Source organism: Colwellia chukchiensis (genome assembly GCF_002104455.1).
Lineage (GTDB): Bacteria > Pseudomonadota > Gammaproteobacteria > Enterobacterales > Alteromonadaceae > Cognaticolwellia > Cognaticolwellia chukchiensis.
Window position 1 is genome coordinate 150,312 of record NZ_NBOC01000001.1, and the last position, 23,364, is coordinate 173,675.

Consider the following 23,364-nt stretch of genomic DNA (forward strand, 5'->3'; position numbering starts at 1 on the left):
ATGTGCCGATCTAGATCAAGTTAAGGCACAATATATAGTGTTTTGTGGGCTTGGCTATTGTAAGTGATTTTTGTCATCAGCGGGTTGGTGTCGTTATTTTCTGGGTTGCTTGCCCGCTGTTGCAGCAGAGCCTAGACAGTTGCGCAATAATGCTTTAGTGGGTGGCCAGTCTTTAATGACTTTTATCAGTTTAGCGCTCTAAATGGCAGAAAATTGCGCTGATAAACGTTGGGCATTTACAGCAGATTAATGCACAGGTTTGTGCTCTTAGATACCGGATCGTGTATTAGCAAAATTGACTTGATTAAGATTAACATAGCGCCATCAAGCACAGTGCCATAAGCTTGATAGCGCATCTGGCTAAGTGCGATCAGTTCGCACTTAGTTAAGGCGGGTTATTTATTTGGCGCAATAAAGGTGCTGGCAACATTAGAAATATCATTAACGCTGCGGGCAAGTACCAGCATTTCTTTATTCACCAAATCGGTTTGCGTCCAAGTACGTTCAATGGCCTGTTGCACTTCTTGAACATGCTCATTAATACTACCAGAGGTTAGATTTTGCTGTTCGGTTGCGGTGGCAATTTGATTTGCAGCACTGGCCACTCTTTGCACGCGGTCAACAACCTCAGCAATTTTTTGATTAGAACTTTCTGCAATGTCTACACATTGTTGTGCTTCGCCCTTATTTTTTAACATCACACTGACCCATTGCTCTATGGTTTCTATCATAACCGACAACCGTTGATGTATTTTTTCTGCAGCGTCTTGTGTGCGCGATGAAAGGCTGCGTACTTCATCAGCTACTACGGCAAAGCCTCGCCCATGTTCACCAGCCCGCGCTGCTTCAATCGCCGCATTTAGTGCCAATAAGTTAGTTTGATCTGCTATCGATTGTATTTCTTCCATTAAGCTACTAACGTTATTAGCTGACTGCGTTAAGCTATCGGCAGACGTTGATGCTTGGTCAATGTCATTGGCAAGCGCTTTAATTTTATCTGAGGTTGCAAAAATGCCTTGTTGTGCTTGTTCACATTGACCAAAGGTATTATCTAAATCACCAGCTGCGGTTGCCACATTAGCAGAAATATCTGTGGTGGTGGTTTGCATTTCGTGCATGGCCTGACTTAATTGTGCAACAGCTTCTTGTTGGCTCGTTAAGTTGGTGCGCGTGGACTCAATACCTGAGCTCACGTTGTTCATGACTGTACTAATCGGTTTCGCCGTATCTAAGGTGCGCTCGATAATGGCCCGAAGCTTTGCTTTTAACATGGCAAAGTTAAAGTCGAATATACTTGCAGTACCTGTGCCAAAATAGACTTTACGAGACGGTGAATCATAATAAGACTGCATACGCTGAGCGCGCCTAGCAGTGGGGATAATGTCTTGCCAAAATACGGCAATAGGCGTGGCAGCACATAAAGCAGCCACGATTGAATGGTAGATACCAAAGCGGCTGAATATAAAATATTGGACAATGGCACTGATCAAAAGTAAAAAAGCAAATTTATGATTTTTTGTGATCTCAAGGTTTGCCCAAAAATTACCATTATTGAGCGCTTGATAAACGGCTTCAGCGCGAGCAATCAGTTTGCTTGATGCTGGGGTCGCAACCGCTTGGTGACCATTAATTTTACCGTCTTGATATTGTGGTGTTATAAAAGTATCAAGCCAAATATTATCATTATGTTTGCTTTTATATCTGATCAGACCTTGCCAAGATAAGCCCTTATTTAGGGTGGCGGCAATTTCGTCAATAATGCACTGTGGCATTTCAGGGTGAAAATAGTCCTGCTGATAAATATCACTGTTCAGTGCCGGCGCAATTGTTAATACCTCGGCAAAGGCGTTATTAATATAGTTATACCGACCGTCAATATCGGTTATAGAAATTAGTTGTTGTGCTGGCGAAGCCATAACATTCCTCGGTCAAATCAGTGGGCTGCATAATATTTTTACGCGCTGCCAATGTTACTGTAGTTAGCTAAAACGTAGGTGAGCAGTTAGTATTTTATCGCTATACCGAGCGTAATGGCGCTATCAAACCACAATGAATTATCAAAAGCAGCATGACAAACATCTTGTTGGCAAAACATGGCATCATCGTTATCAACTAAAGTGGCATAGGCACGCAATTCGGTGACTATGGCGACATTCTGCGCGACTTCATAACGGGTGCCAAAGGCGATACTGGCTGAAGGATAAAGTTCTTGATTTCCTTGCTCGCTATCAAAATAAGCTCCACCGAGTCCCAAGCTCATGGTGGTGACATAGTTTTGTTGTCGAAACAGTGCTACACCATTGAAGTGGGCATAGGTAATGTCAATAGCGCCCTTGCTATTATCTTCACCGCTAAAGTCATGGCTGACACGGTTGAGCAGTATTTGTCCTTGACCATTGTGATTTTTTTGCCATGCAACGCCAAGCGCAATATTGGTTCCTGAGTCAACACTGATACTACTGTCGTCACTCGCTAAGAGATCAGAGCTGTACATTTGACCAAGCATGGCACTAATTTCAAATTGATAAGCCAGGGCACTACTAGACGACAACAAAGTGCCGATAATGATGAGAGGTTTTAATCGACTAATGACTTTCATGACAAAGTGTCCTTTGATTATTATTTTAATGACAGCGCCAACACAGTAACTGGCTTATATTTTTTATTAGCCAACTTTACAGTTAACCAAATAACTCAGTTAATTTCTTTTTCGCTTTTTCTTTTAGTTTATCTTTTGCTTCATCGGTTAATTTTTGTTTTTGTGTCGCTTTCGCTTGTTGCCAAATTTTAGCCAGCGCTTGCTTAACAATGGCGCTGCCTAATTGGCTCGCAGGTAAACCCGCCTCGCCACCGATATTTGTTAAGCTGATATCGGCTAGGGTAGCACTATGGGCTTTATTGCCAAAGGCACTTAAATCAATCGTTAATGCGGTGCCGGCTAAAATAAGTTTGCTAACGCGTATCTTAGGTTCTTCTGCGTTATTGCTGTTATCGGCAATTTGTTGATCGGCTTTAGGGCTATTGCGCTCAATGGCATCTAAAATATCTTGAATATTTGAACCACCGGCTTGGGTAAATTGCACAAAGGCTTGTGGCGACTTAATGACAATGGCATCAATGATGATAGGCGATGAGGTTAAACTTTGTAGGTTGATGTCGAGGGTAATTTCGTCTAAAACGAAGGCGTGTTTTTGGCTGTAAGTACTAGGGTTAGTTAAATTAACCCCTAAAATACTACCGGCACCGCTGCTCAATTTGATATCAACCGCTTTTACAGAAACGCTTTGTTCAGTAATTCGGCTACCTTGGCTTTCAATTTGGCTTTTAACATAGTCATTCAGTGAGCCACCGGCCAAAAACCAAAGTGCACCACCAGAAAGTATTAATAAAATCACGATAATTGCTGCAATAATTTTCACAAGTTCAATCCTTAAAAAGTAAAAATGAAGAGATATCTAAGCCGAGATACTGTATCACTTTGTGGGTGTTTAGCTAAATTATATTTTAATAATCACCACGTTAATTATGGTTATCATTTGCGACCAAAGTCACAAATCATACGCTAAGTTGTATCGAGCCTAAAAACTAACTAGGTTATAGTTATACCCTATAATTTTGATAATTTAGAGAGTTTTTTATGCCCGTCGCTATAAGTCGCCGTTTACCCTTATTTATCCTTGTAAGTTTATTAGTCGCTTTAATCGTCTATTTACAGTGGCCACAAGCAATAACAGCGCAAGAGAAAAGGCAGCGTATAGTTTCAGTAAAAACAGTGAAAATTGCCTTAGCTGAGTTTAAAGATGCGGTAGAAGCCATAGGAACCTCTCGCGCTAATGAGCAAGTATTTATTACCAGCAAGTACTCTGACTTGGTAGATGAAATCTCATTTCAAGATGGTCAATCGGTAAAAAAAGGCGATATTTTAGTGCGCCTTAATAGCGAAGAAGAAGCGGCAAAAGTTAAAGAGCTACAAGCAAATCTAGCGGAATCAGTAGCGCAGCTTAATCGCTTTCAAGATTTATATGCGAAAAAAGCCACCTCCAAGTCTTTAGTTGACCAACAAGATGCAAAAACCAAAGCTATTGCGGCGCAACTGCTGATGGCAAAAATAAAATACGATGAATTTATTATTAAAGCGCCTTTTGCCGGCGTATTAGGCTTTCGGGAAATTAGCCTAGGTGCATTTGTTAATGTCGGTGATGTGATTACCAGTTTAGATGATCTGAGCGTTATCAAAGTTGATTTTTCGGTACCTGAACGTTACCTAACGACTGTAGCTGTAGGTCAAACCATTGAAGCAACAAATACCGCTTATGCCAAGCAAGTCTTTATTGGTAAAATTACCTCAATAGACTCTCGTATTGATGCCATGACTCGGACCCTAAAAGTTCGTGCAGAAATTCCAAATGCAGAGCTTAAGCTGCGTGCAGGTATGTTGTTAAACTTGCAGGTTGTGCGCAATATAGAACAAATAATGCAATTACCAGAAAGTGCCGTCATCCCAATTGAAGATAAGCATTTTGTCTTTGTAATTGAGCAAGAAAAAGCATTGCAAAAAGAAATTGAAATCGGTCGTCGCCATCTAGGCTTTGTTGAAGTACTTAGTGGTGTTGACGTGGGCACTGAAGTGGTGGTTGAAGGGGCGTTGAAATTGCGCGATGGCACAGCAGTTAACGTGCTAGGAGAGTAACCGTGATATTATCCGATCTTTCCGTCAAACGTCCGGTATTCGCAACTGTTATTAACTTACTGTTAATCACCTTCGGAATCGTTGCCTTTTTAACGTTGCCATTGCGTGAGTACCCGGATATAGATCCCCCCGTGGTAAGTATCAATACCTCTTATCCGGGTGCGTCGGCAGCAATAGTTGAAAGTAAAGTGACGCAACTGCTAGAAGATAGAATAAGCGGCATTGAAGGCGTTAAATCCATCAACTCAACGAGTCGTGTCGGACGCTCCAATATCTCTATTGAGTTTGAACTTGACCGCGACATTGACGCGGCCACTAATGATGTTAGAGATCGGGTTTCGCGGGCGTTAAATAACCTACCCGAGCAAGCTGATCCGCCAGAAGTCTTTAAAGCCAACGATGATGAGAATGCCATTGCTTGGTTTGTGTTACAAAGTGACACTATGACAACACTACAATTAACAGACTACGCCGAACGTTATATTGTTGACCGATTTTCTGTGGTCGACGGCGTGGCACGAGTGCGTGTTGGTGGCGGTAGAACTTATGCCATGAAGGTACTGTTAAACCGTCAAGCTATGGCAGCACGCGGTGTAACGGTGAATGACATTGAGCGCACGCTGCGGGCTGAGAATGTTGAGTTACCCGCAGGTAAAGTCGAGTCAATCGACCGAGATTTTTCGATTCGCGTTGAGCGTAGTTACTTAACCGAAAACGACTTTGCGACTATGGTAATCGCGCGTAATGATGATAAATCACTGGTTTACCTAGGTGATGTTGCAAAAGTTGCCATGACAGCCGAAGATGAAGAAAACCTCTTTCGCGGTAATGGTAAAAACATGGTGGGGCTTGGCATAATCAAGCAATCAAAAGCCAATACCTTAGAAGTGGTCAGGTCAGCTCGCAAAGAAATGATGGCTATTCGCAGTGGCTTACCTCAAGGGACAACTATCACCAATAGTTATGACTCGTCAGTATTTATTCAAGGCTCGATAGATGAAGTTTATAACACCTTAGGTATAGCCATGTTGATGGTGGTGTTAGTGATCTTCTTGTTTTTAGGCAATGTCAGAGCAACGCTAATACCTGCGGTGACAGTACCGGTTGCTTTGATTGGCTCTATGATGGTGCTGTCTTGGTTTGGTTTTTCTATTAACTTACTCACCTTGTTGGCTTTGGTTTTAGCCATAGGTTTGGTAGTTGATGATGCGATTGTGGTATTAGAAAATATTTATCGTCGCATTGAGCGTGGTCAAACGCCATTGTTAGCCGCCTATGAAGGTGGTCGCGAAGTTGCCTTTGCTGTGATCGCCACCACCTTAGTTTTAGTGGCGGTATTTGTGCCGTTAATCTTCTTATCAGGTAATGTCGGTCGTTTATTTACCGAGTTTGCCATTGCTATTGCCGCGGCCGTTATTTTCTCAAGTTTAACGGCCTTGTCGCTCACGCCTATGATGTGTTCAAAATTATTAAGGCATAAAAAGCGCGGCTCATCATTTGGTCAAAAACTAGATAAAGGCTTTGCCAAATTAGAAGCAGCCTATGCCAACGCCTTAAAGCACAGTATTCATCAGCCAATTATGTTGGTGCTCGTTATCGCGTTATCACTGTTTTCAGTTTACGGCTTATTTAATCAGCTACCGTCTGAATATACGCCCAAGGAAGATCGCGGTAATTTCTTTGTCATGATGCGTGGTGCTGAAGGCGCGAGTTATGAAAATAACGTCAAAAACATGCAACAAATTGAAGAAAAATTATTAGCTTATCAAGCAGAAGGTGAGCTAGAGCGAGTATTAGTGCGTGTGCCAGGTTTTGGTGGTGCCGGCGGTATTGCCATTGTGGGAATGCCGGCTTGGAAAGATCGCATCATAGATACCTTTGCCTTTATTGATAAAATTAATGCCGACTTCTCGAAAGTAACTGACGTTAGAGCATTTGCCATGATGCGTCGTGGTTTAAGTGGTGGTGGCTCTGCCTCTCCGGTGGCGTTTGTTTTACAAGGTAATACCTACGAAGAGTTGGCTAAATGGCGTGATATTATAATTGCTAAAGCGCAAGAAAACCCCAACCTGCACAGTATTGATAGTGACTATAAAGAAACTTACCCGCAACTGTTAGTCAAAATCGATCATAGCCGCGCCTTTGACCTTGGGGTTAGTGTCGGTGATATCGGCCGAACATTAGAAACCATGCTAGGTCAGCGCCGGGTGACGAACTTTGTCGAACGTGGTGAAGAATATTATGTGGTGGTGCGTGGCGAAAAAAGTGACTTTACCAACCCTAAAGATATCGATAACATTTTTGTCCGCTCAACCGTTAGCGGCCAGTTAGTGGCACTATCAAATTTAATCACCATTGAAGAAAACGCGACGTCGTCACAACTAAATCGTTTTAATCGATTACGCAGTATCACAATTACCGCGAGTTTAGCCAATGGTTATGCACTGGGCGATGCCTTAGATTTCTTAAACACTGCGGTAACGGAAAACTTACCGGAAGAGGCCCAAGTTGCCTACAAAGGGCAATCTCAATTACTGCAAGAGTCTGGTAACTCGATTGCCTTTATTTTTGCGTTGGCGTTAGTGATCACGTTTTTGGTGTTGTCAGCACAATTTGAAAGCTTTATTCATCCTTTTGTTATTATGTTAACCGTGCCGCTAGCATTGGTTGGGGCGTTAGTGGGCCTTAACTTTATGGGGATGAGTCTTAATATCTATAGCCAAATTGGCATTGTGATGTTAATTGGCCTGGCCGCTAAAAACGGCATTTTGATTGTTGAGTTTGCCAACCAATTGCGAGATAAAGGTCATAGTTTTGAAGAAGCATTAATTGCCGCTGCCCGCCAGCGTTTAAGACCAATTGTGATGACCACATTTACAACGGTAACCAGTGCTATACCTCTGGTATTAGCAGTGGGCCCTGGCGCTGAAAGTCGGATGGTAATTGGTGTGGTAATTTTTGCTGGCGTATCGATTGCCAGTATCTTTACGTTGTTTATTGTGCCGGGTGCATACTATTGGTTGTGTCGCCATACCGGCTCACCGCAACGCATTAGTCAAGAAATTGCTCGACAACAAGAACAAGCCGCATTAAAGAACCGGTAACAAATTGCCTCATCAAGAAGAGCTAGGGCGGTCAGCGTTATTGCAGTATACCTAGCTCGTCTTAACGCTCGGCATGGTTAGCGCAGTGTATTAATAGTGGAAAAGATGATCTGAAATAATATCTAAGGGGATAAAAGCTGTTTTACTGGCATTGATAATTTTACCTTGGTTTGGATTGCAGGAATATGAATAAATTTGGCCAAATTAGCTTGTTGATATTAGCGAGTTTCTTTTTATTTGTTGGCGTTAAAAGTGCATTTAATAATAAGCCGTTTGCTGAATTAACGGATATTCAACGTTTTGAAGGCATGATTTATAAATTACATTGCCCACACAAAGGTGCGGCTGCATTATCCTTAGATAACTCAACATATACCTTTAACTTGAGTGTAAAATTTCGAGCAGATTATTGTAACGGTAACGACTCGCAAGCGTTGTTGGGTAAGCAAGTTAGCTTATTGGCGCGCCCTGTTAATGGTGAGTTTTATCAAAGCTATGAAATAAAAAGTGCGACAGAAACCCTGTTAACACCCGAAGATATTGCCGCCGATCAAGGGGGGTCTACTTTTGGTATGTTTCTATTGGCATTGCTAACCTTTGGTTTTGTGGCGTATAAAAGCCGTAAACGCGTTAACACTTAAGCAAATAAACACAGAACAAATTCTTGCTCTGTGTTAACGCGGTTTTTAAGCGTCTGCTAATGCGCTACTTGGCACATTGGTGGGGCTGATGTGCTCGATTGGGTAGCAACCTAGAATTTTAATAAAGTGCGTTTGCTCGGTGATTTCAGTGATCGCTTCTTGTAATGCCAAATGCTTTAAGTTGGCTTCTACATCGATATAAAACATTTCTTCCCATGGTCGGCCTTGAATTGGGCGCGACTCAAGCTTGCACATGTTAATGCCTTTATTCTTTAATACCATTAAACACTCAACTAGCGCGCCAGGCTTGTGACCTGTAGCAATAATTAATGTGGTTTTTGCAGGTATTTGCTCCGCAACATCAATCGGCTTGCGCGCCACTAAAATAAAGCGGCTATGGTTTTCAACTTGGTTGGCAATCGATTTTTCAAGGGCGTGCAATTGATATAAGCTACCGCCTTCCTCACTGCCAATAACAGCCACACTGTCATCTTGTAATTGGTAGACTTTTGCCATGGCATCGGCAGTGCTTTCACAGTATTCTATACGAATATTTTTTTGCTTGTCGAGGAAGTTGCTACATTGTGCAAACGGCTGGCCATGGGCGTAAATAGTGCGTATTTTGCTTAATTGGCTATTCACGGCCGTTAACAAGCAATGCTCAATTGGCTGAGTTATTTCACCCACGATGGACAAGTTTGTATGTTGTAAAATGTCATAAACTTCATTGATACTGCCAGAGCTGGTGTTTTCAATGGGCAGCATGCCATAGTCAACCATGCCCGACTCCACTTGCTGCATAATGTCATAAAAACTTTGGCAGCCATGTTCGATGATTTTCTCGGCCCGTCGAGAAAAATAACGGTGGCTGGCTAAATAGCTATAGGAGCCTTTAGCACCGAGAAACGCAACGCTGACCGTTGGCTCTTGCATGTTTGGATTGGCTAAGGTTTGCAAATAGGCCTGTTGATTGAGCACTGAGTCTTCAATGATGGTTTGGAAGATGCAGGTAACATAGTGTGCGTCTAACCCTAAAGCCTTGCCTTTGTTGATCAGGCTGATCAACAGCTCTTGCTCTCGTTGTTGGTCTCGTACCGGACGCACTTGCTGCGCTTTGCTTTTTGCAACATTTAACGTTAAGGCGCGACGTTCTGCAAACAATGTCAGTAGTTGTTGGTCGAGTTCGGTAATTTTTTCGCGTATTTTATTGAGATCTAATGCTTGGTTCACCGTGGTTTCCTAGTCAATTATCATGTGTGTATTGCGTGCAAGTACCGTGTTTCAATAACGATATTGAAACCACTAACACTAAAAAACCTCCGAAAAGGAGGTTTTTTAGTGAATGCCAAAACCCAAAGCGCGCTCAAAAAATAGCGAGAAAAAAAGAGATAAAAATAAAAGAGGGCTTGATCGTTTGCATGCCTTTACTTTATCGAGCCTGACGCAAGAGTTCAACCGTTTATTTGCGGCTTTATTGTGATGGTAGCCGCTAAGCAGGCCCTAAAGACAGAGCACAAAAATACTAAACGCGCTGATCATACCTAACGCCCAAATAAAGGAGCGAAACAAGGCCCAGTCGAGTATGTAGGCAACATGGTAAAGTAAGCGCGCAATGACGTGGCTAATGGCGAGCTGCTCGATCATTATGCCGGTGTTATTAGTGGCGATTGCTAGCAAAACAGCGGGGGCAAAAATAGCGAGCGATTCAAAGGCATTTTGGTGTGCTGCTAACGCGCGTGCGCCTATCCCGGTTAATTTTGCTTGCTGTGCTCTTGGATGATGATTATCGTAACCAGAAAGCCTGTGCATGCTCATTGCCACAGGGACTTTTGCCAGTATGGGTAATAAGGTGGCGATAAATAGGCAAACGATTAAAGTGGTCATATTGCACTCCTAGTAATTTAATAAGGTTAATTGGTATTTACTTTCACCTGGTAGGAAGGGCGAGGCTTGTCCGGTCAGCCAGTTTTCATGCCCGGCCCGGTAATATGGGCTCCAAGGATGGCCTGATTGGCTCGTGGGCATATGAAATATACCCCGTTCTTCATGGCCGGGCGACACCACCATACGTTGTGAGGCGCCAAATGCCGGTCCTTGCACTCTTGGCATGTAACTGTCGCCGGCTAACTCAACCGCTGGCATATCAAGCCAGTAGCCAATAAAAGGGATCGCTTTACTTAACGGGTGTTGAATTTTACTGACATTTTGTTTACCCCAAGTGGCGTTTGCTAAACTATCGTTTTTTGTCATTTGCGCTAAGGTGGTATTTAAGCTCGCGCTTAATAAGGCTGGCCAACTATCATGGCCGCGCCAGAGAAAGTTATCGGGTTGTTGATTGACCAACTGCCATAAAGGCGTCTCTAATTGGTGGCTGATACTGTTATAGTTGTAGCTTGGGTCAAGCTTAGCCATATGTTCATTAAAAATATCGAACACCTGCTGCTTAACATTGAGACGGAAGTTTCGCACTAAGCGATAAGCGACCGAGTCAGTACTGGCGGTTAGCTGCTTATCATAAAGCAGTTCTTTTACCTCTTGCCAATGGGGGTTTTGCGCTAGCAGGTCATCAGTGAGTAACTGTGTTAGCAGCAAGTCTTGCCAACGGCTTAAAAACTGCGCGCGATCATCCAGTGCAATCTCGAGTAGTGCTGGTTCATCAAATGTTGGCTTGGCATACAAACTTTGCTTGATTTGCGTGGCACGGGCGCCAATGGCGTAGCCTCCATTACCAATTTTCGCTAACATTTTGCCACCTACCACACGCGAATTTGCGGTCCACAAGCGCGCATTTTTAGGGTTAATAGCTTTTGGGTATTGTGCTGGGGGTAATAGCCCAAGCCATTGGTGTTCTCCATTAGCCCATGATGTTGGAACATCGCCAAACGAAGCGCTGCGCACGGGTATAGGCCCCATAATGCTCCAGCCAATATTGCCTTGCTTATCACCCACTACTAAGTTTTGTGCTGGCATACCTGCGCGTGGCGCGATGGCGATGGCTTGTTCAACACTGGTTGCGGTTTCAAACTCGCTAATCACCATATTCACCGCCGCTTGTTCATGCGCTATCCAACGAAAGGCGAGTAGGTTACCTTGATTATCTTTTCCTATCACAGGTCCCCAAATGGTTTCTTTGACGCTAATGTTTACCGCGTCTTGATCTTTAACGGCAATGATTTGTTTGCGTTCGATAAAGCTTTGATAACCACTTGGCGTTAAATATTGACTGTTGTCGGCGTTGGTTGTTAAGACAATCACATCACTCCAATCACCGTAGCTATTGGTAAAGCCCCAAGCAATATTGCCATTACTGCCGACAATAATATTGGGCGTTCCCGGTAATGTCGCACCTGTGACTTTGACAGGCTGTTGCTGGTTTTGATATTCAAAAGAGGCTCTAAACCAAGTATTTGGCACTCGAATGCCTAAATGCATGTCATTGGCCACGATAGCGCTGCCGGTTGTACTGATATTACCGGCAACCGCCCAGTTATTTGAACCGGGAAAGTCTGTTGGGGTAGCTAAGTTTGCTGAGGTGCTCTGGTTAGCGGCTGTTTTGACCAAGGCGCTTGCGGTAATATCTGCACCGGCCGCAGCAGGCCAAGCCGCTTTTGGCATTGGTGCTGGCGAAAATGTGCTGTCATCTATGGCCGCATCCCATCGACTGCCTTTTGGGTTGAGAAACGCAAATACTTCTGGGCTCAACAGAGCATGTAATAAACCTAAACTTCGCTCGCGTCTGCCGTCTTGATGTTGCAGGTCAATGTACATGCTAAATACGGCTAATATGGTGTCTTCTTCTTGCCACTCCACCGGCTCGTGCCGCAGTAATAAGTATTCAAATGGTGCAGCTTTTAAGTATTTTAAGCCTTGGTTTACTCCGCGCGTATAGGCTTTTAATAGTGCAGCATCAGCGGGAGGGAGTTTTTTGACTATGGTGCTAGCACGATCTCGAAAGCGGTGACGACGTATATCAGTGTCGTATTGGATTGCCGCGGCGCCAAATAAGCTCGCCAGCTCTCCTGCTGCATTACGACGTAATAAATCCATTTGAAAAAAACGCTCTTGTGCATGAACAAAGCCTGTTGCTACGGCAACATCTAAACGGTTATCTGCCTTGATGGTGGCGATGCCATGTTGGTCGCGGGTTACCGTAGCGCTGTTGGATAAGCCGTAAATTGTTCGCATGCCTTCTAGTTGTGGCAAGGCACTGTCAATTTGACTATATAGCCAAGTAAAAAACGTGGCAAGGATAAAAAGCAGAATAAAAAATAAACTCAGTAGCGTACGTTTTAGGTGTCTCATAAGTGTGTAATATCATCATAGCGATATGCTAGAGTACCTGAAAAATATTCAATTTTGAATGGTGATTAATCAGATAGACTACGTCTTTACGTTTGGGAATTATTTCTTTGTATCAGTACCGTATTCTTTTTAGCTTTTCTTAGTTAAACAATTGTCATACTTGATTAAGATAGTTGATCAGCTCAGCGTTGAACACGTTGAAAGTCGCTAAAGGCGAGCGCTGCAAGCTGCTTAGGGTTTTAATTTTTTGCGAGCGCTAAAGTAACATGAAAAATGCTATTTTCATCGACTTGTGATCTTGCTTTGACAATGAAGACCAAAATAGCGCAAGCTAAAATTGGGGCAGTAAAGCGCACAACAGAGAGATTTTGATGGCCATTTATCAGCAAGAAGAACTTGCCATTATCGTGCTTGCCGCAGGACAGTCAGCGCGGTTAGGGCAAATGAAACAATTAGTTACCATTAATGGTAAAACCTTAGTTGCCCGCCAACTCGAGCAGGCGTTATCGTTAACGAGCGCTGTGTATTGTGTGTTAGGGTTTCAAGCACAGCAGGTACAAGCGCAAATTGACCATTTGCCAATTCAGACTATTATTAATAGCCAATGGTCAAGCGGTATGGCGTCATCGATAGCCAAAGGGGTTGCAGCGTTAGCGCCCAACAGTGCAGCAGTTATGTTAGTGTTAGTGGATCAATGGCAACTAACAAGCGCCGATCTTCTGGCTCAGGCCCGATATTGGCAACAGTGCCCGTCGACTATTATTGTTGCGCAAGATATTAACGCCAGTACTGATCAGCAAAGCATAGGGCCGCCGGTCATTTTTCCACGGCAATACTTTGCACAACTACAACAATTACAGGGGCATCAAGGGGCGAAACGATTACTGAAAAAGTATCAAAATAGATTATTAAAAGTGCCACTAGCCCATGCCTTTATCGATTTAGATACACCAGAACAACTAAATGAATTACATAAAATAATCGGTAATAGCACGGCGCTATAACTGGAATCACTTTAACATGACTTAGAGGGAAGCAATACCATGATCACCTTATCGGTTAATGGCAAACAACATCAATTTGACGATGACGGCGACATGCCATTATTGTGGGCATTGAGAGATATTTTAAAATATACCGGTACCAAATATGGCTGTGGTAAGGGCTTATGTGGTGCTTGTACTGTGCATTTAGATGGTCAACCCATTCGCTCTTGTGTCACGCCAGTGTCGGCTGTAGGGCAGCAAAATATCACCACCGTTGAAGGATTGTCAGCGCAAGGTGAGCATGTGGTACAACAAGCTTGGCAACGCTTAAATGTGCCACAATGTGGTTATTGTCAGTCAGGGCAAATTATGTCGGCGGTGGCATTGCTAGCGCGCAATGCACAACCTAGCGACCAAGATATAGAGCAAGCCATGAGCGGCAATATTTGTCGCTGTGGTACTTATCAAAGAATCAAGGCCGCTATTCATCATGCCGCAGATTTAGCCACAGAAATCAAAGGAAGCTGAAGATGAAATATATTGAAAATGTCAGCCGCCGAGGCTTTTTAAAAAAACTGGGCATCAGCTCAAGCGCCTTGGTGTTAGGCGTGCAATTACCGTCTATGCTCACTATCCCGAAGGCATTAGCAGCGGTGACCAACACTGGCCAGTTTGCCCCTAATGTCTATGTGCAAATTGGTAGCGACAACATTGTTAGCATTGTTGTGCATCGCTCTGAAATGGGCCAAGGGATCAGAACCAGTATTCCCATGATAGTAGCCGACGAACTTGGCGCCGACTGGCAGCAAATAAAAGTTGTACAAGGGCTAGGGGATAAAAAGTATGGCAGTCAAAACACAGATGGTTCGCGCTCTGTCAGGCGTTTTTATCAACCGTTACGAGAAGCCGGCGCTGCGGCGCGCATGATGTTACAACAAGCAGCGGCCCAGCAATGGCAAGTGGATGTCAGTGAAACCTATGCGAAAAATAACACCATAGTGCATAAAAATACCGGCCAAACCATAGCATTTTCTGCTTTAGTGGCCCGTGCCAGTCAGCTCGCCGTTCCTGAAACCGCCAGTTTAGTACTGAAAGCGAAAAAAGATTTCAATTTTATCGGCAAATCCAACGTTGCCTTAGTCGATGGTAAAAATATTGCCACAGGTGCCACCACTTATGGCTTTGATGTTGAACTCGACAATATGCAATATGCCGTGATCGCCAGACCGCCAGTGCTAGGGGCAACAGTTAAGTCGTACAATGCTCAAGCGGCTAAAGCTATTACTGGGGTTATTGATGTGGTGCAAATGCCTGATTTAGTCGAGCCAGCTGTATTTAAGCCTTTAGGAGGTGTTGCTGTGATCGCAAAAAACACTTGGGCGGCAATGCAGGGGCGTGCTGCTTTAGCGATAGAGTGGACTGACAGTGTCCATAGTGGCTATAACAGTGCGAGTTATAAAATAGCCTTGGCTGAAAGTTGCGACAAGCCGGCAAAAATTATTCGTCGCAAAGGTGATGTTGGGAAAGCCTTAGCTGAAGCTAAACAAGTGATAACTAGCGCTTATTATGTACCTGAGCTGATTCATGTTCCTATGGAGCCACCGGCGGCTGCAGCGCACTTTCATGATGGTGTGTTTGATATTTGGGCCTGCACGCAAACCCCGCAATCGGCACAAGCGACTGTCGCGCAAATAACTGGCGTCGCCCCAGAGCAGGTCAATATAAATGTCACCTTACTAGGTGGTGGCTTTGGTCGAAAATCTAAACCTGATTTTATTGTGGAAGCAGCCTTGTTATCAAAGCAATTACAGGTGCCGATCCGAGTAATGTGGAGTCGCGAAGATGAAATTCAAAACGGCTATTATCATGCGGTGAGTTACCAAAAGCTGGTTGCCGGTATTGACGAGAACAACCAAGTATCTGCTTGGCAGCACCACGCTGCCGAGCCGCCAATTGCGTCAACCTTTAGTCAGGGCGCTGATTTAATTGGCTCAGAAGCCGACCTAGGCTTGATCGATATGCCCTATGATATTGCCAATGTCAGTTGTGGTATTGGTAAAGCGCCAGCACATACCCGTATTGGCTGGATGCGCTCAGTAACCAATATCAATCACGCCTTTGCCCTGTGTTCATTTGTTGACGAACTTGCCAATGCCAGAGGCATGGATAGTAAAGACAACCTCATTGCCATGCTTGGTGCGGATCGGAAAATTGATTTATCACAGCAACAGGCCCAATACGGTAATTACGGCGAAAGTTTAGCGCAGTTCCCGATTGATACTGCCCGCATGAAAGCGGTGATTGAAAAAGTTGCCACCATGGCCAACTGGCAGCGTAAGCGAGCAAAAGGTCATGGTTTAGGTATCGCCATGCATCGAAGCTTTGTCAGTTATGTTGCTTGTGTTGTGGAAGTGGTGGAAGACAGCGCAGGCAAAATTAAAGTGACTGATGTTTGGATCGCCGTAGATTGTGGTTTAGCGGTTAATCCAGAGCGCATTCGTTCACAAATGGAGGGCGCAGCTATCTTTGGCTTATCATTAGCTTTTTACAGTGAGTTAAGTGCGAAAGATGGGGCAATAGAGCAAAGTAACTTTGATAATTATCAAATCGCGCGTTATGCTGACACGCCAACCACGCATGTCGAGATTATCGACAGTGACGCACCACCAGGGGGCGTAGGCGAGCCTGGTGTACCACCGATAGCACCCGCTATCACTAATGCCATTTTTAATGCCACAGGCAAACGTTATCGAGAGCTACCCTTGAAACAATATGGTATTGTTTAAGTTATTAAATAAAAAAATTAATATTTAATGCGGATACCCTGATAGACTGAATAAAAAAGTAGCTATGATAGCTACTTTTTTAATGGCTACTGTAATCTCAGTAATGACCTGATAAAATAGCGACCATATCTCATTTTAGTCAATAGGATTTAACATGGCCTCGTTACAAGAGCAGTTGCTAAAAGCCGGTTTAACCACTAAACAAAAAGCGCGACAAGCCAATACTGACAAACGCAAAAGCTCCAAGCAAAAGCGTAGTGGCGTAAAAGTAGCAGCGAGTTTACAAGAGCAGGTAAAACAAGAGCTTGAGCTAGCCAAACAAGAAAAGTTAGCGCGTGATACTGCGTTAAATAATGAAAAAAAACAAGCGTTACAAGCCAAAGAGCAACGCTTGAGAATTTTGCAAATATTACAACACCATCAAGTGACGAATGTCAGCGGTGATACCGAGTACAACTATACTTTCAACAATAAAATTAAAAAGCTGTTACTTGATGAGGTGAGTCATAAAGCGCTCGTCAATGGCCGTTTAGCGTTATGCGGTATGGATGATACGACCTATATAGTTACCGCTGAAACCGCCGATAAAGTTGCCAGTTTAGATACCCGTGTGGTGTTAGTGCAAAATACCAAAGTCGACGACGAATCCCTTGCCGATGACGACCCTTACGCTGAGTTTCAAATACCTGATGATTTAATGTGGTAATGCGTAGCTAACAAGCCTGTTGCTCGTTAGCTATTAGCAGAAATTTTTTAACACAAATCACTTAACACAAATCACTTAACACAAATCACTTAACAGAGAGTTACTTTTTACTATGTTTTTAATTCGTTGGCCAATTGGTCGTTTAATATTATTGTTAAATTTTATCTTTTCTCCACGCGCACCAAAACGCTCAGCACAGCAACAACAAGCCGTTGATGCCAGCACAGCACATTTAAGTTTATATCAACTACCCGCCTGCCCGTTTTGTGTGAAAACACGCCGAGCGATAAAACGTTTTGGTTTAAATATTGAATTACGCAATATCAATCAACAGCCCGAATATAGAGAAGAACTGATCCGTGAAGGGGGCAAAAGAACCGTGCCTTGCTTAAAAATTTGCCATGAAGACCAAAGTGTTACTTGGCTTTATGAGTCAAATGATATTATTGATTATTTAGCGAAGTTTGCCCCGAAAAGCTGAACCCTCGCAGATTAATTTGAAGTTTTTTACCTCTAAAGGGGTCTATCTATCACAAGATAGGGTGATCACTTAGAGGTAAAAATGTTAATTAAGCACATAAAAAGCAGCACATTGTCTGAACATGAGGTTACCGATGAGGCGACTTACCTCAACAGACGTCAACTTTTAAAGCAATTTGGCTATTTAGGCGCAGCAAGTTTATTAGCGCAATCGATGCCAGCGCAAAGCTTGGATTTTTTTAGTAACCCAAAAACTCACTTTCAACGCCATGACTTAGCTTATCAACAGGCCGCTGATACTCAGCAAGTACTGACCCCCGAAGCGAAAATTATTTCCCATAACAACTTTTACGAGTTTGGCACCAGCAAAAGCGATCCTATGGACAATAGTCAAACATTTAAGGTTAATCCATGGCAGCTAAGCATCTCTGGAGCGGTAGATAAACCTTATGTTCTCGATTACGATCAGCTATTTCGGCAATTTCCGTTAGAAGAGCGTATATATCGCTTACGCTGTGTTGAAGCTTGGTCTATGGTTATTCCTTGGCTTGGATTTCCATTGGCACAGCTAATAAAAAAAGCCGCACCTACCTCACGGGCCAAATTTGTTGCCTTTGAAACCTTATATGATCCCAAGCAAATGCCAGGTCAAGCCAGTCGGCGTATTGGTGGTGGTATCGATTACCCTTACCGCGAGGGGCTGCGCATTGATGAAGCCATGCATCCCTTAACTTTTCTCGCGGTTGGCTTATACGGCAAAACGCTGCCGCCACAAAATGGTGCGCCAATTCGCTTGGTGGTGCCCTGGAAATACGGCTTTAAAAGCATTAAGTCGATTGTTGGCATTAAGTTGGTTGAGCGGCAACCGCCAACCACATGGAATATGCTTGCAGCTCATGAATACGGCTTTTATGCCAATGTGAACCCTGAGGTAGATCATCCACGTTGGAGCCAAGCGAGTGAGCGCCGACTGACCACAGGGGGCTTATTAGCGCGCAATCGTATCGCGACCTTGCCGTTTAATGGTTATGGTGAAGAAGTTGCCAAGCTATATAAAAATATGGATTTAAGGAAGTATTTCTAGTGTCAAGTGATGCCAAGAACACTGCAATCTTCACCGTTAAAGCACAGCGGTTACGCCGGCGGGTTTGGCTGCTTAAACTTGTGATTCATTGCGCTGCTTTGCTGCCGTTACTGGCAATATATAGCTTAGCCTTTGCTGATCAATTAGGGGCGGATCCGGTGAAAGCAGTGATGCACTTTACCGGCATTGGCGGTTTTAATTTATTGCTGTTGACGTTGACAGTGACACCGTTGGCGAAAACATTTCGTGCCGGCTATTTACTGAAAGTTAGGCGTTTACTCGGCTTGTACAGCTTTAGTTATGGTTTGTGCCATGTGCTGAGTTTTTTAGCGTTTGAAGTGCAATTTGACTGGCGGTTATTTGTTGCAGAAATTATCGATAGGCCCTATATCACGATCGGCATGACAGCTTTCACAATACTACTCGCCTTAGCTATTACTTCGGTCAGCGCTTTACAGAACAAGTTAGGGAAAAACTGGCAAAAGTTACATAATTTTGTTTATGTAGCGGCGCTGCTAATCGCATGGCATTTTTATTGGTCCGTCAAAAGCAATATAGTCGAGCCACTCATTTATTTGCTGATGGTACTGGTGTTGTTGAGCTTGCGTAAACAGAAGATTAGTCGCTGGTTGCGTTAAAGAGCTCATAACTTAAGCCGTGATAAACAAGCGCGTCATACTCTTGCTGCGCGCTTGCCTTGTTCTTTAATAGGTATTTATTCGCTACGCGCTGTGACTTCCACGAGATGATAGCCAAATTGCGTTTTCACCGGTCCTTGTACTTGATTAAGCGCCGCTGAGAACACGACTTCATCAAACTCTTGCACCATTTGACCACGACCAAAAGATCCTAATGCGCCACCTTGTGCTTTCGATGGGCAATTAGAATGGGCTTTAGCGATGCTTGCAAAATCTTCACCAGCGGCTATTTGTTGTTTTAATGTTAGACATTGCTCTTCAGTGTCGACCAAAATATGACGTGCTGACGCTCTTAACATTGTGTTTCCTCTATTATTTTACGGTGTAAAGTTGCAAAACCTTACCTTAATTCATAATCAAAAAAAACTGGCATCGTGCTTTTTTGCTGCCAAAAGCAGCGTAATTATTTTAATTACAGTGCTCGTTAACTTACATAAGCGTGGAAAAATAGGCTATCGCATTATCGTGAGTATGCCAGTGGTAAAAGGCTATTAATATTATTGATTGTATAGTGATTCATTAATAGGTTAAGTTAATTGAAATCAAGGCACTTCTTTACATCATGAGCGAATGAGGCTGGCATGTATTTACCGAACTTAAAGCATCTACGTTATTTAGTGGCTCTGCACCAACATCAGCACTTTCATAAAGCGGCGCAAGCATGCTTTGTTAGCCAATCAACCTTAAGTAGCGCAATATTAAAGCTAGAGCAACAATTAAATTGCCAACTGATAGAGCGTGATAATAAGTCGTTTTTATTTACCAACCAAGGCAACGCCTTTGTCGAGAAAGCGCGTAAATTGCTGGTAGATGCCAATGATTTAGTTAGCTTTGCCAAGCAGCAAGGGCAAGCAGATGGCGGAGTATTTAATATCGGCTGTATTCCTACCATTGCCCCTTATTTGTTAACCGACTTAGTGCCCGTTTGCCAACAAGCGTTAAAAAACTTGCTCATTTATTTTCGAGAAGATACTACAGACCAGCTTTTACACTTGCTAAAACAAGGCGAGCTAGATGCGGTAATCTTGGCGTTACCTATTGTCGACAGTGGTTTTGAAAGCCAAGTGGTTGGTAAGGACCACTTTTATGCGGCCGGCGCTCCTCAAGCTATGGCGAAGTTTCGTTTAGGGCAACACTATCAAAGTCTGCCTGAGCACAGTGTATTTTTACTGTCTAATGAACACTGTTTAACGCGCCATGCCATCGCCGCGTGCAACTTGGCTGATACTAGCCGAATCAACCCTTTTTCCGCGACGAGTTTGTCGACTTTAGTGCAGATGACCGCCTATCACCAAGGCTTTACTTTTTTACCAGAAATGGCGGTGAACAAAGGTTTAGGGAGGGCAGAAGGGCTAATAGTTGAGCCATTAGCCAGTAAAGTCTACCGAGAAATTGCCTTACTGCGGCGAGCAACAAGTGCTAAAACCTCGGTATATCAAACACTTTCAGAAATTTTGCAAAATTTATTAAAATAAAGTGCTAATTTTCAAACTTTATTTGATCTTAATGCGACATTAACTATAACAGAGTCACTGACATCATTTAGCAATAAGAAACTAACGCTTGGCGAATATTTCTTAGAACGCTAGGGATTAACTAACAATAATAGGACATTGCGTGTTTGAGCGAAGCGATGAAACGCTAGTAAAGCAAGCGCTGAAAGGCAAAAAGTCAGCTTGGATCACCTTAGTTAAGCGGTATGAGAAAAACTTATACAACTATAGTTTACGCATGGTAAATAACCCTGATGATGCGATGGATTTAATGCAAGATGTATTTCTTGCGGTGTTTCGTAATCTCGCGGCGTTTCGCGGTGATAGCCCGTTTAAAGGCTGGCTCTTTAAAATTGCCCATTATCGTTGTATTGAGTTTTATCGGCGCAGAAAGCCAACCCAATCTATCGATGATGCGCCAGAGCAAGCCGAGACAGCAAGTGACGCCTGCCCTGTGGGAGATTTGTGGTCACATCAGCAGGCAAATATTTTAAACTCAGCCCTGCAAATCTTACCACTGAGCCAAAAATTAGTGGTGGAGTTAAAGTTTTTTCAGCACTGTACTTTTGATGACATTGCCCAGCAATTGGGGATCTCAGTCAATACAGCTAAGTCTCGTTTGTATAGTGCATTAGATAAGTTAAAACATCATTTGGAGATAGATCATGTCAAATAAAGAACAGTTAGCGCAAGAGCAAGCGTTTGCCGACTGGCTTGATGGTAAATCAGATGATAGTCAAATTAACGCAGAGCCCGAGTGGCAACAGCGAAAAAATACCGTCAACACCCTAAAGGAGCATGTTGCTATGACAGCAGATGCAGACGTGCCAAGTTGGGATCGCGGCCGTGCCTTTGTCGGCAATAAAGTGCCTTTTTGGTCATGGCGCGGTTTACCCGCTTTGTCGATGGCGTTTTCTGTTTTTGCGTTGGTGTTAGTGTTATTTAAAGTGGAGCTAGTCGTACATGAACAAGGGCTGCTATTAAGTTTTGCCGGCAGCTCGACGCAAGTAACAGATGATAAATTGGCAAAACTCGTTGATGCTAAGCTACAAGGCTTTGCTCAGAGGCAGGAGCGAATACTCGCCAGTTATGCTGCTGAAATTAAAGAAAAACAGCAAGCAAGTAACTTAGAGTTGGCAAGCTATATATTGTCGGCTTCGCGACAAGAGCGCCAAGAAGATATCAGTGATTTTATGCACTATATTACTGCGCAACGACAAGATGAATTACTCGAGCAAAACTTAAAGTTTCAAGCGCTTGAACAAGCAATTAAATATAACCAAGCTTATCAAAGACAAAATGTGACAGGCTTTGGCTTAAATCATGGTGATGTCAATCGCACACCTGCTAATTGGACTGCTGAGGAGTAGAAAATGAAGAAATTAAAAAACTTTACCACCAAGATGATATTACCTTGTTTACTCGTTTCAGGGTTCGTAACTGCAGCAGAGCAAGAATATTCAGTGATGCGTCAACAACTATCGATCATGAGCGATATTTTTAAATCCTCGATGGCTGATCAATCAGCAGCTCATGGCATGAAAATAAACCGTATTGATAGCACTTACCTGCGCGGCCAAGGGGTGGTATTTACCATTAGCTCAGGGGCTATGGGTCGGCAGTGGCATGAATATAATTTTAACTTTACCTTGCCTGAATTACCCAAGATGCCAGATATACCTGCTGCGCCGATAGCACCAGAGGTTAATCAAGAGTTTCATGAAATGTTTGATATTGACGTAAATGAAACTGTTACTCAGGCACTAGGCTCAGCCGCTGCTGAATATGAGAGTGTCAGGGAAGCTTTGCAGCAAAACCGTGAGCAAGCTCGAGAGTTAAGAGAGCAGCAACGTGACTTAGCCTATAGTTTACGAGAAATTGCCCGCGAAAAACGTGATCTAAGCTACCAACTTGCCCGTGCTAATGATGACGATAAAGCAGAGCTCGAACAAGCATTAGCTAAGTTAGCTGAAAAAGAAAAAGCGCTACAAGATGAGCAACAATCTTTACATCAAATCGGCCAGGAAATGGCTATGGCGCAAAAAGCCAAGCAAGCTGCAAAGGCGAAAGCGCGTAGTGAGCAATATCAGCAACTTACGCAAAGTTTAGTCGCGACCTTATGTTTATATGGTAATGGCCTAAAAGCGTTACCTAGCAATGAGCATGTCAGTATCATTGTTAAATCAGCAGGAGAAAAGTCAGAGCGAGGCTACCAAGATAGAATTATGGTGTTTAGCCAAAAAGATATTGCCCGTTGTGCTAAAGATAGCATTAATGCACAAACACTGATGGAAAGCGCCAATGCTTATCAGTTTTAAGGGTGAATAATATATTAAGCGCAGGTGGGGTTATTTAATTACAGCGCTAATGTTGATGAAAAAAGTCGCTACTAAG

22 protein-coding genes are annotated in these 23,364 nt (G+C 43.4%); 15 read left to right on the forward strand and 7 right to left on the reverse strand.

All coding sequences use genetic code 11. The features are described from left to right. Nucleotides 1–395: 395 nt before the first annotated feature. From B6K83_RS00735 to B6K83_RS00745, 3 genes are all read right to left on the reverse strand, one after another. Complete coding sequence (locus B6K83_RS00735) at nt 396–1,916, reverse strand: methyl-accepting chemotaxis protein (RefSeq protein WP_085282255.1); 1,521 nt, start codon at nt 1,914–1,916, stop codon at nt 396–398. 86 nt (nt 1,917–2,002) lie between these two features. After that, a complete protein-coding gene (locus B6K83_RS00740; RefSeq protein WP_085282257.1) occupies nt 2,003–2,599 on the reverse strand; it encodes a hypothetical protein in 597 nt (198 codons plus the stop codon). 82 nt (nt 2,600–2,681) lie between these two features. Next, the gene (locus tag B6K83_RS00745; RefSeq protein WP_085282259.1) at nt 2,682–3,419 is read right to left on the reverse strand and encodes a DUF748 domain-containing protein; all 738 of its coding nucleotides are present in this window, start codon (nt 3,417–3,419) and stop codon (nt 2,682–2,684) included. Between the two features lie 218 nt (nt 3,420–3,637). Here B6K83_RS00745 and B6K83_RS00750 point away from each other — a divergent pair, with 218 nt between their 5' ends. The 3 genes from B6K83_RS00750 (at nt 3,638) to B6K83_RS00760 (ending at nt 8,435) form a co-directional block, all read left to right on the forward strand. Then, on the forward strand, nt 3,638–4,690 hold the full coding sequence (locus B6K83_RS00750; protein WP_085282261.1) for an efflux RND transporter periplasmic adaptor subunit: 1,053 nt from the start codon (nt 3,638–3,640) through the stop codon (nt 4,688–4,690). A 2-nt stretch (nt 4,691–4,692) separates the two neighbouring features. Next, entirely contained in the window at nt 4,693–7,794 is a 3,102-nt protein-coding gene (locus tag B6K83_RS00755) for an efflux RND transporter permease subunit (RefSeq protein ID WP_085282263.1), read from the forward strand. A 185-nt stretch (nt 7,795–7,979) separates the two neighbouring features. Then, on the forward strand, nt 7,980–8,435 hold the full coding sequence (locus tag B6K83_RS00760) for a hypothetical protein (RefSeq protein WP_085282265.1): 456 nt from the start codon (nt 7,980–7,982) through the stop codon (nt 8,433–8,435). Nucleotides 8,436–8,480: 45 nt separating this feature from the next. On the opposite strand, the gene pheA is transcribed toward B6K83_RS00760, so the two are convergent. Continuing rightward, nucleotides 8,481–9,665 carry a prephenate dehydratase gene (pheA, locus tag B6K83_RS00765; protein WP_085282267.1) on the reverse strand — a complete coding sequence of 395 codons (1,185 nt, stop codon included), beginning with the start codon at nt 9,663–9,665 and terminating at the stop codon, nt 8,481–8,483. A 112-nt stretch (nt 9,666–9,777) separates the two neighbouring features. Between pheA and B6K83_RS18265 the strand changes: the two genes are divergently transcribed. Further along, nucleotides 9,778–9,915, forward strand: coding sequence for a hypothetical protein (locus B6K83_RS18265; RefSeq protein ID WP_158088299.1), 138 nt, complete (start codon nt 9,778–9,780; stop codon nt 9,913–9,915). Between the two features lie 20 nt (nt 9,916–9,935). Here B6K83_RS18265 and B6K83_RS00770 read toward each other — a convergent pair whose 3' ends face one another. Further along, nucleotides 9,936–10,319 (reverse strand): MAPEG family protein, encoded by a 384-nt coding sequence (locus tag B6K83_RS00770; protein WP_085282269.1) that lies wholly within the window; start codon nt 10,317–10,319, stop codon nt 9,936–9,938. Nucleotides 10,320–10,328: 9 nt separating this feature from the next. Continuing rightward, complete coding sequence (locus B6K83_RS00775; RefSeq protein ID WP_085282271.1) at nt 10,329–12,737, reverse strand: penicillin acylase family protein; 2,409 nt, start codon at nt 12,735–12,737, stop codon at nt 10,329–10,331. A 371-nt stretch (nt 12,738–13,108) separates the two neighbouring features. Here B6K83_RS00775 and B6K83_RS00780 point away from each other — a divergent pair, with 371 nt between their 5' ends. The 7 genes from B6K83_RS00780 to msrQ all read left to right on the forward strand — a co-directional run bounded on the left by B6K83_RS00780 (nt 13,109) and on the right by msrQ (nt 19,417). Further along, nucleotides 13,109–13,741, forward strand: coding sequence for a nucleotidyltransferase family protein (locus B6K83_RS00780; RefSeq protein WP_085282273.1), 633 nt, complete (start codon nt 13,109–13,111; stop codon nt 13,739–13,741). A gap of 39 nt (nt 13,742–13,780) precedes the next feature. Beyond that, on the forward strand, nt 13,781–14,251 hold the full coding sequence (locus B6K83_RS00785; RefSeq protein ID WP_085282275.1) for a (2Fe-2S)-binding protein: 471 nt from the start codon (nt 13,781–13,783) through the stop codon (nt 14,249–14,251). A gap of 2 nt (nt 14,252–14,253) precedes the next feature. Continuing rightward, nucleotides 14,254–16,509 carry a xanthine dehydrogenase family protein molybdopterin-binding subunit gene (locus tag B6K83_RS00790; protein WP_085282277.1) on the forward strand — a complete coding sequence of 752 codons (2,256 nt, stop codon included), beginning with the start codon at nt 14,254–14,256 and terminating at the stop codon, nt 16,507–16,509. Nucleotides 16,510–16,663: 154 nt separating this feature from the next. Beyond that, nucleotides 16,664–17,215 (forward strand): DUF2058 domain-containing protein, encoded by a 552-nt coding sequence (locus tag B6K83_RS00795; protein WP_085282279.1) that lies wholly within the window; start codon nt 16,664–16,666, stop codon nt 17,213–17,215. Between the two features lie 112 nt (nt 17,216–17,327). Further along, entirely contained in the window at nt 17,328–17,696 is a 369-nt protein-coding gene (locus B6K83_RS00800) for a glutaredoxin family protein (RefSeq protein WP_085282281.1), read from the forward strand. A gap of 81 nt (nt 17,697–17,777) precedes the next feature. Continuing rightward, nucleotides 17,778–18,779 (forward strand): protein-methionine-sulfoxide reductase catalytic subunit MsrP, encoded by a 1,002-nt coding sequence (msrP, locus tag B6K83_RS00805; RefSeq protein ID WP_085282283.1) that lies wholly within the window; start codon nt 17,778–17,780, stop codon nt 18,777–18,779. Next, nucleotides 18,779–19,417: a protein-methionine-sulfoxide reductase heme-binding subunit MsrQ gene (gene msrQ / locus B6K83_RS00810; protein WP_233143765.1), complete on the forward strand. Its 639-nt coding sequence runs from the start codon at nt 18,779–18,781 to the stop codon at nt 19,415–19,417. The genes msrP and msrQ overlap by 1 nt, the downstream gene beginning before the upstream one ends. Nucleotides 19,418–19,494: 77 nt before the next feature. Here the strand turns inward: msrQ and B6K83_RS00815 are convergent, their stop codons facing one another. Beyond that, nucleotides 19,495–19,776, reverse strand: a complete 282-nt coding sequence (locus B6K83_RS00815) for a peptidylprolyl isomerase (RefSeq protein WP_085282285.1) — start codon at nt 19,774–19,776, stop codon at nt 19,495–19,497. Between the two features lie 282 nt (nt 19,777–20,058). Between B6K83_RS00815 and B6K83_RS00825 the strand changes: the two genes are divergently transcribed. The 4 genes from B6K83_RS00825 to B6K83_RS00840 all read left to right on the forward strand — a co-directional run bounded on the left by B6K83_RS00825 (nt 20,059) and on the right by B6K83_RS00840 (nt 23,288). Beyond that, on the forward strand, nt 20,059–20,952 hold the full coding sequence (locus tag B6K83_RS00825; protein ID WP_085282289.1) for a hydrogen peroxide-inducible genes activator: 894 nt from the start codon (nt 20,059–20,061) through the stop codon (nt 20,950–20,952). 142 nt (nt 20,953–21,094) lie between these two features. Further along, the gene (locus B6K83_RS00830; RefSeq protein WP_085282291.1) at nt 21,095–21,646 is read left to right on the forward strand and encodes an RNA polymerase sigma factor; all 552 of its coding nucleotides are present in this window, start codon (nt 21,095–21,097) and stop codon (nt 21,644–21,646) included. After that, a complete protein-coding gene (locus B6K83_RS00835) occupies nt 21,636–22,340 on the forward strand; it encodes a hypothetical protein (RefSeq protein ID WP_085282293.1) in 705 nt (234 codons plus the stop codon). Before B6K83_RS00830 ends, B6K83_RS00835 begins: the two co-directional genes overlap by 11 nt. A gap of 3 nt (nt 22,341–22,343) precedes the next feature. Next, nucleotides 22,344–23,288, forward strand: a complete 945-nt coding sequence (locus tag B6K83_RS00840) for an AAA family ATPase (protein WP_085282295.1) — start codon at nt 22,344–22,346, stop codon at nt 23,286–23,288. Nucleotides 23,289–23,364 lie beyond the last annotated feature (76 nt).